Below are 12,612 nucleotides of genomic sequence, written 5' to 3'. Positions count from 1 at the left end.
CGGCTGAGCGCGCGGTTAATACCCCGGCGCCTGCACCATGGCAAAATTCTTGTTTAATTCACTTTGCGGGATAGGGAAAATATAATACTTGTTATCCCATACCCTGGTAGACATCCTGGTTCTTGCATAAAATGCCGCATCGGTCAATCCATTGCCCGCATACACATTCATGCCGGTAAAATCGCCGCCCTGTCTGCCCTCGTTCGTGTTGGCAATTTTCCAACGGCGAACATCAAAAAAACGGTGGCCTTCATACGCCAGCTCAATACACCTTTCCAGCTGGATCTGCTTGCGCATCTCTGCCTGGCTTAATCCGGCAGCCAACGCAGGAATACCGCCTCTTGTGCGAATGGCGTTCAAATGCACCAGGATCTCCGGATTACCGGGATCAGCTTCATTCAATGCCTCGGCATAGTTCAGGTACAATTCCGCCAAACGGATATACATGGCAGGACGTACCACATTGCCTGCATTGTTTGATAAATTCCTGGATGGATTGGTATGTTTACGCACCAGGTAACCTGTTCTGGGAAATTTCGGTTCGCTGCCATTTGCGTTGCCTGAATTTCCTGTTGGCCAATATTGCACATGCGTTTGACCCGACTTGGCAACAAAAGGCACAGTAGCGCCATTAAAGGTGACCGTATTATAAAAACGCGGCTCGCGATTCACATACATATTGGCAGTACCTGTTACATAGTATCCTGCTTTTGCAGTAGTACTAAATCCGTTGGGATTATAATTGCTGCCCGCTTCATCGATCGATTTGCCATTGGTCATTCTAAATTTGTCAACCATTTCCTGGGTCACCGACAAAGACGCATTAAACGAATTGCCATTCGCAGCGCGGGGCGCCGCATCGTTTTCCCAGGTGGAATACGCCGTAACGGCGCGTGTCCAAATGCCTTCCGTGCTCCAACCCGACAGGAAAAGATCGCGGTAAGAATTGAATGCAGCCACAAAAGGATCAGCATGGGTTGCCCTGAAAATATTTCTGCCATTTGCTTTGGCATGATCAATAGCGGCTTTAGCGGCGGCAGCGGCCTTCGCCCATTTACCGGCGTCATAACCTGTATTCATCAACTGCTTGCCATCACTGTTCCTGAAGTTGGCATAATCCGGATTGCCATTGAACAATGGGCTTGCATCGAACAACAATACCTGTGATCTTACAGCACTGATCACCAATTTATTGATGCGGCCTGTTTGGGTAGCATCTTCTGCTCCGGATGATGTTAGATGTTTATCAGGCACCATCTGCTGCGCAGCATCCATTTCGGCAAGAATATAATCGATACATTCGCTCCAGCTGTTACGCGGCAATTGGTAATCGTCATTATACTTCCCCGGTTCATCACCCACGAGGATAACGGGTCCATACAGTTTCATAAGCGTCCAGTAATAATAGGCACGTAAAAAACGCGCTTCTCCTTTATACTGCTCAATCAACTCCCGGCCGTTGGGCTCTTTCAGCAGGTTGGTTTCACTGTTTTCGACATTCGCCATAAATATATTGGCCATCCTGATGCCCTGGTAGGTGTTATTCCAGGTATTGATTGAATTGGCCCCGCTTAGCAGCCCGCTTGCCTGTACAGTGGCGCTGTTCAGCTCCAGTTCTTCAGTAAAGCCGGCCCAGTAACGGCCAGATCCGGTAGTGGTTGACCAGGGATCAGGTAAGAAGCTGTACACCGAAGCCAGCCAGTTCTCTGTTTCTGTTTTGTCTTTAAAAATAACATCGATAGAAACAAGGTCCTGGGGAATACTATCGAAGTACCCTTTTTTGCAACCAACAAGTGTTGCACCCAGTATGATGATGAGTAAATACTTCATTGTAAATAATTCATTTGTGAATGATGATTGATGGAGCAAATGCGAGTAGTCACCTTATTTTAAAAAGTAACCCTTGCTCCGAAATTATACGCCTTGATATTCGGATAGAATCCGCCCCTGGTGACCGTGGTAGAACTGGTTCCCGTATCATTCAATTCAGGATCCCAGTATTTCCACCTTGAAATGGTGATCAGGTTGGTGCCGTTTAAAAACAGCCGCAGGTTCTTCACCTTGTGTTTGCGTAAGACGCCAGCGGGTAAGGTGTAACCCAGTTCAGCACTCTTCAAGCGGATAAAATCGGCGGGATGCAGCCACCAGTCACTGACCAGGAAATTAGACGTAGGATCCTGGTTGGTACTTAAGCGCGGATAGAAAGGATGCAGATTGGTATTATCAGGCGTCCAACGATCTACCACAGCAGCGTAGAGGTTCGGACTATTCGCTCCATTATTGAAAGGCAAGGTGCCATCACCGCTGCCATACAGGAGGTACACCTTACCGGTTCCCTGTATAAAGGCGCCGATATCGAAGCCTTTAAAACCAAAAGCCATGTTCAGTCCGTACATCATTTTTGGCGTGCCGGAAACATTTACGCGGGCAATATCAAAATTGTTGATAGCGCCATCACCGTTCAGGTCTGCATACTTAATGTCACCTACTTTTGGATTACCGGTTTGTTTTGCCCATTTATCGATCTCTTCCTGGCTTTCAAACAAACCAACAGCTTTGTATAATGTTTTCGCATCCACTTCTTTGCCTTTCCATTCCATCCAGGGGTAAGGTTGTGGGGCCAAACCATCCTGCAGGTTGGTGTTTTTATTATACGTGAAGGTTCCTGTGAAAGTAAACCAGGTGGATTTTGCAAATTGCCGGTTGTAGGAAAGCGTTACATCAACGCCTTTATTCAATACAACGCCAATATTGCGGATGGGATTCACATCGTCGAAACCAGAGATGCCAGGTATCGTTTGATCAGCGCGCAAAATATCCTCTCTTCTTTCCCTGAATACTTCTGCGATCAGTTTTAGATCATTATGCAGGAAATTCATTTCTACCCCCAGGTTATGCCGATACGAGGTTTCCCAGCTGGCATCAGTAGCGATCTGCGTTTGCGAATAACCCCCATAATTGGGCGACAGGGATGTAGGCGTACCAAACTGGTAAACCCCCGAAGAAGTTTTGGTAAGCATGTCCAGGTACAAAAAGCGGTTGTTATTATAACCAGCATTACCGGTAAGCCCATAACTGTAACGTAGTTTGAAATAGGAAAGCACATCGGTGACCGGCTGGAAGAACGGCTCACTGGAAACTACCCAGCCGACGCCAAAGGAGGGAAAGAATCCGTACCGGTTTGCCGGACTGAAGTTTTCAGACCCTGTGTAACCAAAATTTCCTTCAACAAAATACCGGTTATTGAAGCCATAGGTGGCACGGCCTGTTAAACCGCGGTTGCGGGTAGGTGTGGCAGTGGTAAAAGTGGTGGCATTTCCATCAACGAATTCCGACTGATTGAACAATAACAAAGCGCCCACCTCATGCTTCCGTCCAAAACTGGCCTGGTAATTCAATGATGCTTCAGAATACATCCGGCGTTCGGTAGACCGTGCTGAAGCATAAGAAAGCAGGTCGTTGCTGGTATTTAACTGCCGGGTAATGAGATTGCCGGCAGCATCACGTCCTTCTGCATAATACATGCGGGCAGAGCGCACGGTGGCCACAGTAGCATCTGTATACACATCAAAGGAAAACAGTCCTGATACCGACAGCCCTTTTAGGAGCATACCCAGATCCTGCTTGACCCTGATGTTCGGACGAATGGTGGCAGAATAATTATACCCTGCGCCGAATCCGAAGGCAAAGCGGGCTGGACTGCTTCGGCCATCCGGCGTGCCGGCCCATTGACCATTGGAGTATTTGGCCGGAATGATATGCGGCGGCACACGTAACGCCTGTTCAAACAGGTTGTTCGATACATTGGTTACGGCACCATCGTAGGGTCCGTTGCGTTTATCAATAATGGCTGCAATGCCGAGATCCAGCTTGGTGGTACCGGTCATGTTCACTCCTATGTTGGCGGTAAAATTGTAACGGCGGTAATACGATTTCGTATCATAGCTTTCGTCAGAGTAAGGTTTTATTAAACCGGTTTCATTATAATAACCGCCAGAGATATAATAATTGGCTTTGTCGGCGCCACCGCTTACATTAAAATTCGCGCGTTGGGTTAAGCCATGATCCCGGAACAACTCTTTGTACCAGTTAGTATTCGGGTACAGGTCCTGATCAACACCATCGCGGTGCAGCGCAATTCTTTCTTCTGAATAAAACGGGTCGCGGCCCCTTGTTTCCAGCGCTTCATTATACAATCCCATCCAGGTAGGCGCATCCAGCAACTTGGGCAGTTGAACGAATTGGGTGATGCCCTGGTTCAACTCAACATTGATCTGGGGTTTGCCAGCTACGCCCCGTTTGGTATTGATGAGAATTACGCCATTAGCGCCCCGGGTACCATACACCGAGGTTGACGTCGCGTCTTTTAATACGGTGAAGGTTTGAATGTCTTCGGGGTCTACATCGTTAAAACTTCTGTCGGGCACTCCATCAATAATGATCAGGGGCGTTCTGCTGCCGGTACCAAAAGTGGATACCCCACGCACCAGCACGCTGGCATTATCGGCGCCTGGTCCGCCACCACGCGATGTCGTTATTACACCGGAAATTCGTCCGGCCAGCATGCTTGCAATGTCTCTGGCTGGTAATTTAAGGTCTTCAGGGGTTACTGTGGCCTGTGAACCTACAACACTCACTTTTTTCTGTTGGCCATAACCGATCACAGTCACTTCATTCATACTACCGGCGATGGGTGTCAGTTTTACATTCAAATCGACCCGGTTCTTAACCGGTAAACGTTCCAGGCGGTAGCCTGTATAAGAAAAATCGAGGGAATCTGCAGGGTTTACATTGATCTTGTAAAAACCATCCTTGTTGGTAGCCGTCGCGATGGTGGTTTGCATGATCTGGATGGTTACACCACTCAGGGGCTTATCCAGCTCATCTGTCACCTTTCCGGTAACCGTTAAAATACGATCCTGGGCTACGGTATGGGAGGCCAGGAACAATAGCGTAAAAAACGGCAAAAGCGAACACCATTTGCGCGCACGCAATGGCGATTTTTTTAGGGTCATAGCGTTAGTTTTTGGCTGGTAGTTATCAGTATGTTGGAAAAAATGAAAAATTGCAGGAACGGTGGAAGCTGGTCCACCCGGGTTGGCGGTTCGTTTTCATGACAAGCGTTTTAGTCGTTAGCGTAGCATTATGTTCTACATAACAAAAATGAAAAGAAATTCCGGAATTCCAAAAAAATTGTATGTTTTCTTCAATATTCGCTTGTAAGATGTTCATTCCGAACGCAAAACCGATAGAAGGCACCGATCATTAGCGACAGAATATGTAGGTCTTATTTTTGCAGCCAGGCAATGCAGGCTAACATTGGTATCAAAAGAACCGGAGTTCGAAGAGCGCACCGGATAGGGCAGAAATGCAAAAAAGGGGCGCCCCGACCTGGTCGGAGCGCCCCTGGCGCTAAGTTTCGAACTACAGAGTGCGGCAATTACAGGCCTGCTTCAACGTCGAATTTGATGGTAGCCTTACCCTGCAGTGTGGTGCTAGTTGCACGGCGGGTAGTACCGGAAAATTTAAAATAGTATACAGACGATTTAAAATAATCTTTCACGTCGAGATTAGTATTCACTGGAATATCCAGGGAAGTGGCATAGGTATCAGGGTTAGCGGTCAATGCTGCCACTACGGTGTACTCAGGTTTGGAGCTGGAAGCGAGGCCGAGTTCACAAGCAGAAAAAGCACCAAAATTATCCGTCTGTGTAGCATTGGATAAAGTCAGATGAACGCTTTGGATATTTGCTTTCTTGATGTTGCCTATGCCGAGGTCCGGACTTTTAATCTTAATAAGAGAATCAATATTGATCCCATATTGAAACATAGCCAACTCCTGTGTTCCTTGCGGTTGAGCAGTGATGTAAAAGTCTGCAGTTACCGTTTGCGTACCAATGTTGATGGAAATAGCATCTTTAACCTTGTCGCAAGAAGGTAAAAGGGTACTCATGGCTAATACGGCTACTAAACCAAGAGATCTGAACATAATTTTCATGATACTGATTTTGGGTTAAATTGTGGTTAGTAATAAACGTACAAATATATCCCAATTAGTATGTATGTGATAGTAAAATGGGGTGAATCTCGGTTTTTTGTATGTGTATGACCCATTATTGCAGGTGAAAATAGTTACGCTGAGGCTTGCTGCTATCATTCTTTTTATAATAGCCGTCATTGATCACTTTATTACGCAAGTAAATGTACTATTGACGCGTATGAAAACTACGAAACCAAAACACGGTCGATCATAAAAAAGAGAAAGGGCTGCTGCATATATAATTTGCAGGCAGCCCTTTTATTCAACTTTATATAAAACATTATTTCATGTCTTTTATTAATGGCAATTTAGCATATTGGATCAGTACGGAGTCGCCAGCTGTCAGTGCTTGGTTCAGATCACGGCTGATAACGCTGATCACGGGAGTACCTGATGCTGTTTTTATGCAGCTTTTCGTTACAACGGCATAAGTCAACAACGGCGCATAATAGTTAGGACCAGAGGTGATCAGGGTAAAAGATTTACGATACTCTTTACAATCGCCATCAGGGCAACCTACGAGCGGATTCTGATCGGGAACGACGGCCAATAATGAATCGCAATATGAATTTATAGATGGGAACGGTGTAGGTGTATACTCAGAAACGATCATTGTAGAGTCTCCGTAACCGGTGATCTGCATATTTACGCCACCCACATTTACCCGGTTATTTTCCAGGAAGTAGAGGATCTGGTTCGATCCGGAAACCGGAACAGAAGACGCGCCCACAATAAATTTACTTTTTACCTCTTCAGCCACATTCCGGTTTATGAAATCCTGGATAAAAGCCGGATCGGTAATGGTTCCAGTGCTGGTACGGATCGACAGTTCTTTAATTTCCATAGCCGACCCGGGGTAATACGTTTCAAGGATAGTCTCTCCGGGTTTATTAGTTGATCCCGAATCGTCTTTTGAACAAGAATACAGGAATAAACCAGAAACTAACAAAGGGAGCAGGATTTTGTACTTCATCGCGTTTTTTATTATAGTTTTTATAGAATACATTATTTTGCCGTTTGGCGCACATACGCCGGCCAATACAGCCGCATAGAATGCGTCCATTCACAATTCTTCCGGGCTAAAGCTTCGCTAATAGTAAATAATAAAGGTTTTACACCTTCATTTTCCTCGGCAGTTAGGGTGCTGCAAGCGTTAATTGTGTTAGTAAAGGCATCTCATCGTTTCTGCAATAGAAATGACAAGCGTTTTGCAGATGTAGATCAAATTTCTCGTGGCAAACCTGGATATTATTTCCTGCAATCGGTGGGATTATGATTATCAGGGATGGCAAATATTTATAATTGTCAAAATTACACTAATGAGTCAATATAAACAAGCGCCGTCTGAAAATTTTTATAAACAAACGCGGATCTATGTGATAAAGGCAGTTTGTAACAGCTATAAATAACTGTTGAATGTAATCGCTTTAAATCGCTGCAACCAGCGCCGGTCCTGCACTGCAGTTGGTGTAAATTTCGAAACTCCGGCATGGAAATGCCGGAGTTAGGGATAATCAGTTTGTACTTAGAATAAATATTCACAGCTGAACGATCATCCTGTACGAAATAAAATGCAACTTTTAAAAAGTGCCATCAGGGAAAGATTCCCAGATGGAACGCGAAATGGTAATTGCTGAATGAAGTGCGGACTCCTGTCTTTTTCGCTGCTGAATTCCGTTTGCGGCCTTATTGCAAACCTATTATCTACTTCCTGGTTAAAGGTTTGGATTTTGGTTTTTATGGTTCAATAATTGTTCGATCGCTACATGAGCTGGTAATTCCGAGCCAACGGCGAGTAAATAATTTTTGGATATAAGGGCGCAGTTCTTCGCTCCCCCCAAATAAAAAAGCCTCCCGAAACATCGGGAGGCCAGTAAACAGAAAAGATGACAATTATTTACTTTTTGCTTTACTGCTTGATTTCTTAGCTGTCTTTTTACGTCTTTGATAAGCCTGCTCATGCGACTGCTTACTGACGCGTTTGCTATCAGCTTTCTTCTTGTTAGGATTATCCATAATTAAACGTTTTAGTTCACAATAACAGGTAAAAAAACTATGCCAGGGCAGTACCGGAAAGCCAGCTCGATCAATGTTTTTCCCTACTTTTAAGCCCTAACGATTTCTGAAAGGGGGGAATTTCATGGGTCATAAAGCCATTGCCATCTTCACATTACTGGTCCTGCTGGCCATGCATACGCTTGCCGATAATTACCCGGTCAAATACCTCGGTATTGAACAGGGCCTGAGTAATAACGTTGTCATTACCATCTACCAGGATCATAAAGGCTTTATGTGGTTTGGCACCTACGACGGCCTCAATCGCTACGATGGCTATGGCTTCAAAACCTTCCGGAACGTCATTAGCGACAGTACTTCCCTTTACAACAATACCATCTACACCATCGAAGGAGATCCCGAACATAATATCTGGGTGGGTGGCCTAAAAGGCGCCTGTGTCTTCGATCCTGTCTCCGCCCGCTTTTCCCGCTTACAATACACTCGCTGGAAAAAAACCGGTCACCAGTATTTGCAGGATAACATTCATACTATTAAGGCGGCCGGCAATGGAGAAATGCTGATCGGTTCTCAGCAAAGCGGTTTACTGGTGTTCACCAATAAACAGGCAGCAGGTATGCAAATCCCGATGCTCCACAACAATTCCGTAGCAGTGAATTATGATGTGACCGCCATTGAGCCCGATGCCCAACACAAAACGGTATGGGTTTTTATTCAACATGTAGGTCTCTGCCAGTATGATCAAAGCAAACGGCAGCTGCGCCTGATCACCAGCAGTATCAGGCAGGCCAATTGTTTAAAAGCGGATAAACTGGGAAATCTTTGGCTGGGCAATGAGAACGGATTATTCCGCTATAATATCGCCAGCGGCCAGTTTTCCGCTAACTATCTGCCCTGGCGCGGCAAGATCGTTCACCTGTATTTCGATAAACAACAGGTATTATGGATCGGCTCCGACGGCAATGGTTTACTGAAATTACCACCGGGCGCCATCAGCGCCACTCCCTTTACCTCGGCCAGCGGCAGATCGGTGGTAAACAGTAATGCCGTGTATTCGATCTATGAAGATGCCGATGGCCGTAAATGGATCGGTACACTACGCGGCGGCATCAATATTATAGAAGCCAAAACCAGCTCCTTTCAGCATATAACGTATAATCCGCCGGGAAATGACAACCTGGTCAACAATTTCATTTTGTCATTTTGTGAAGATGAAAAGAATAATGTATGGATCGGTACCGACGGCGCAGGACTTCGGTACTGGGACAGAAAAAAGAACCAGTTCTCTCAATTCACGAGCAACAGCAATGATAAAAATGCCATCAGCAGCAACTTCATTACCAGTATCGTTAAGGATCAGTACGATGAAATTTGGGTATCCACCTGGCTGGGCGCTATCAACCGCTTTAATCGCTCAACCGGCGCCTTTACCCGCTACGATTGTTATAACCCGGTCAGCCGGGAAAAAGAGAATAACGTTTGGATGTTATACCAGGATGCGCAGAACAGGTTATGGGCCAGCGCTACCAACGAAGGCAGTTTGTACCTGCTCAACAGAGAAAAGGACCGGTTCGAACTCTTCGATAACAGCATCAAAAACCTGCAATGCCTGGCAGAAGACCGGCAGGGCGGTTTCTGGGGCGGCAATTATGCTACCCTTTTTCATATAGACCGGGCGCATAAAAAACATCAACAATTCAATATCGGCTATACGCTGCGCTGTTTGCTGGAAGACCGCAACCATAATTTCTGGATCGGCACCCAGGAAGGCGGCCTTTTGTTGTTCGACCGCAAAACCGGCAAATACAAACGATTCACCACTACGGATGGCCTGCCCGGCAACACTATCCTGCGTATACTGGAAGATGGCGCAGGCAACTTATGGCTAAGCACCTACAATGGTTTGTGCCGCTTCAATCCGCAAACAAAGACCGGCCGCAATTTTTCTCAGTCCGACGGCTTACAAAGCAACCAGTTCAGCTTTAATGCAGCGCTTGCGTTGTCATCAGGTGAATTTTTGTTCGGTGGCATTAAAGGTTTTAATGTCTTCTATCCCGATAGTGTTCAGGAAGAACAGGAACAACCGGCCCTGTTTTTAACCGGCCTGAAAATAAACAATACCATCACCGAAGGGTGCAATCAATTTATTACAGCAAGAACCGGTGACAATATTGAACAGATCACCATTCCTTTTGACCAGGCGGTTTTGTCGCTCGACTACCTCGCACTGAAGTACGCCGGGGCCGACAAGATCAATTACGCCTATTATTTACAGGGCTGGGATAAGGGCTGGAATTATGTGAACCAGATCAGAACGGCTAACTATTCCCGCCTGCAGGAAGGAAAATACCAGTTTAAAGTAAAGATCATGACCCCCGGTGGCACCTGGGGCCGGGAAACGCAATTATTGCAGATCATTGTATTGCCACCCTGGTATCGCACCCTATGGGCATATTTATTATATGGGGTTTGTTTTGCCGCCGCTATTTACCTGTACATCCGGTATACAAGAACGCAGGAACGGTTAAAGTATGAGATCAAGCTCGCCCACGTGGAAAATGAAAAGGAAAAAGAACTGATGGAAAGAAAGCTCACTTTCTTCACGAATATCTCCCATGAATTCAGAACGCCGCTTTCCCTGATTATCAATCCGATCAGGGAAGTGCTGCAAATAGATCCCCGCAATGATCTGAAGATCGCCTACCGCAATGCGCGCCGGCTGCTGAGCCTGGTGGATCAATTGCTATTGTTCAGGAAAGCTGATAAAGGGTCAGACACCTGCACGATCGCCGCCATTGACATTATACAGTTATGCGATGAAGTATACCAATGTTTTGTACACCAGGCCAAAAGCAGGGGTATCGATTACCGGTTCACCACCAGCACGCCTTCGCTGACCATTTACGCCGATTACGAAAAAATTGAGATCGCCCTGTTCAACCTGCTTTCCAACGCTTTTAAGTTCACGCCGGAAAAGGGGACCATCCTTTTTAGTGTAGAAGAAACAAATAATTCGGTGATGCTGGCTGTGAAGGATACCGGATGCGGCATTCCTGCAGCTGACAGCCAGCGCATTTTTGAGAAATTCCAGCAGGCCGGGCAAGGGAAACGGCAATCTGGTTTCGGAATCGGTCTCTTCCTGGTGAAACAGTATATTGAAAGTCATAAAGGATCAGTTACCTGTGAAAGCAGATTGAACGAAGGCACCACTTTTACCATTACCCTGTTCAAGGGAATTTCTCACCTGCCTGCCCATTATGAATATGTAAGCAGTGAGCGTTTCGAACAAAACCACCTCCTCAAAGAACTGGCTGCGGAGGTAGAACAGCAACCCGAAGAGATTTCCGAACCCCTGGCTGCCATACAGGACGGCAAGCAGGCCGAGGAAGTAGTTACCGGAAAGAAATCGATCCTCCTGATAGACGATAACCGGGAGATCACCCAATACCTGCAACAGATCTTCGGTAACAGCTACCTGGTGTATTGCGCTAACAATGGCGACGATGGTTACAAACTGGCCTTGAAACACATTCCCGACCTCGTCATCAGCGATATCAATATGCAGGGTATGGATGGATTGGAGCTTTGCTCAAAGCTTAAGCAGAGTGAGATCCTCGGTCATATTCCGGTGATCCTGTTAACGGCTGCAACAGCCACAGATGTAAAATTGAAAGGAATTGAAGGCGGCGCCGACGATTATATTACCAAACCCTTTGATAAAATCCTTTTACAGGCAAAGGTGGAAACTATTTTGCGGAACCGGAACCTGCTGCAGCGGTTTTTCTTCGACAGCATCACGCTCAGGGAAACCACCACAAAAGTACCGGCAGAATACCAGGAGTTCCTGCGGAAATGCATTGCGGTGGTTGAACAGCATATCGACACCGAGGATTTCACCATCAAAAAATTCTCAAAAGCCATGGGCATGAGCCATCCGGCTTTATATAATAAGGTCAAAAGTATCTCGGGACAGTCGCTGAATGCCTTCATCCGTTCCATCCGGTTACGGCGGGCAGCGGTGCTCCTGTTAACGGAAAATATGAATATCCGGCAGGCCGCCTTCCAGGTTGGCATCAACGATGTGCGCTACTTCCGCGAACAGTTCGTTAAGGTCTTTCATATGACGCCTTCTGAATATATAAAGAAATATCGGCACTCCTTCAACCGTGATCATAATGTCATTAGCCCCCCTGCACCCTAAAGGGCAGCATACCCAAGCCCTAAAACGGGACCATACAGACTATAACCTTTCCTTCAAAATACACTATTCTAAAAGCTGTATTTCAATTTCCTAATTGGCACATTAGCTAATTAGCAAATTAGATTTTACCCCCCTCATTTTAGCGATTTACCCCCTCTCCGCCCCTCGCCGGAAGCCTACTTTGCAATAGCGAAGAGCGGAAGGACAAGGCAAACCGCTAACAGCGGGAAGCGACATTCCGAACCTTAAGCGCCATGTCCGGCACCCAAAAACCATAAGGATCTGCCGTTCGCCTTCAGCATTAAGCCTTAAGCCTTCAGCTTATTCCGATTTTTTAACCAAACGAGCTTGTTCG

At 46.2% G+C, this 12,612-nt stretch carries 6 protein-coding genes; 1 reads left to right on the top strand and 5 read right to left on the bottom strand.

The window, feature by feature from the left end:
- Positions 1 to 15 precede the first annotated feature (15 nt).
- The 5 genes from JT717_RS07725 to JT717_RS28590 all read right to left on the bottom strand — a co-directional run bounded on the left by JT717_RS07725 (position 16) and on the right by JT717_RS28590 (position 8,056).
- Positions 16 to 1,830 carry a RagB/SusD family nutrient uptake outer membrane protein gene (locus JT717_RS07725; RefSeq protein ID WP_205509623.1) on the bottom strand — a complete coding sequence of 605 codons (1,815 nt, stop codon included), beginning with the start codon at positions 1,828 to 1,830 and terminating at the stop codon, positions 16 to 18.
- A gap of 59 nt (positions 1,831 to 1,889) precedes the next feature.
- Entirely contained in the window at positions 1,890 to 5,015 is a 3,126-nt protein-coding gene (locus JT717_RS07720) for a SusC/RagA family TonB-linked outer membrane protein (RefSeq protein WP_205509622.1), read from the bottom strand.
- A gap of 425 nt (positions 5,016 to 5,440) precedes the next feature.
- Positions 5,441 to 5,998 (bottom strand): hypothetical protein, encoded by a 558-nt coding sequence (locus JT717_RS07715; protein ID WP_205509621.1) that lies wholly within the window; start codon positions 5,996 to 5,998, stop codon positions 5,441 to 5,443.
- 322 nt (positions 5,999 to 6,320) lie between these two features.
- The gene (locus JT717_RS07710) at positions 6,321 to 6,884 is read right to left on the bottom strand and encodes a hypothetical protein (RefSeq protein WP_205509620.1); all 564 of its coding nucleotides are present in this window, start codon (positions 6,882 to 6,884) and stop codon (positions 6,321 to 6,323) included.
- Between the two features lie 1,049 nt (positions 6,885 to 7,933).
- Positions 7,934 to 8,056, bottom strand: a complete 123-nt coding sequence (locus JT717_RS28590; RefSeq protein WP_255552926.1) for a hypothetical protein — start codon at positions 8,054 to 8,056, stop codon at positions 7,934 to 7,936.
- 124 nt (positions 8,057 to 8,180) lie between these two features.
- On the opposite strand from JT717_RS28590, the gene JT717_RS07705 reads away from it, so the two are divergent.
- Positions 8,181 to 12,257, top strand: a complete 4,077-nt coding sequence (locus JT717_RS07705; protein WP_205509619.1) for a two-component regulator propeller domain-containing protein — start codon at positions 8,181 to 8,183, stop codon at positions 12,255 to 12,257.
- Positions 12,258 to 12,612: the final 355 nt, after the last annotated feature.

The organism is Longitalea arenae, assembly GCF_016924755.1.
In the GTDB taxonomy this organism is placed as follows: domain Bacteria; phylum Bacteroidota; class Bacteroidia; order Chitinophagales; family Chitinophagaceae; genus Niastella; species Niastella arenae.
Note: the sequence above shows the minus strand (reverse complement) of the source record. Positions and strands in the feature narration are given on the sequence as shown.

Coding starts and splice junctions, on each gene's coding strand:
- JT717_RS07710 (WP_205509620.1), bottom strand. CDS start 6,884: ATGGAAATTAAAGAACTGTCGATCCGTACCAGCACTGGAACCATTACC.
- JT717_RS07725 (WP_205509623.1), bottom strand. CDS start 1,830: ATGAAGTATTTACTCATCATCATACTGGGTGCAACACTTGTTGGTTGC.
- JT717_RS07715 (WP_205509621.1), bottom strand. CDS start 5,998: ATGAAAATTATGTTCAGATCTCTTGGTTTAGTAGCCGTATTAGCCATG.
- JT717_RS07720 (WP_205509622.1), bottom strand. CDS start 5,015: ATGACCCTAAAAAAATCGCCATTGCGTGCGCGCAAATGGTGTTCGCTT.
- JT717_RS28590 (WP_255552926.1), bottom strand. CDS start 8,056: ATGGATAATCCTAACAAGAAGAAAGCTGATAGCAAACGCGTCAGTAAG.
- JT717_RS07705 (WP_205509619.1), top strand. CDS start 8,181: ATGGGTCATAAAGCCATTGCCATCTTCACATTACTGGTCCTGCTGGCC.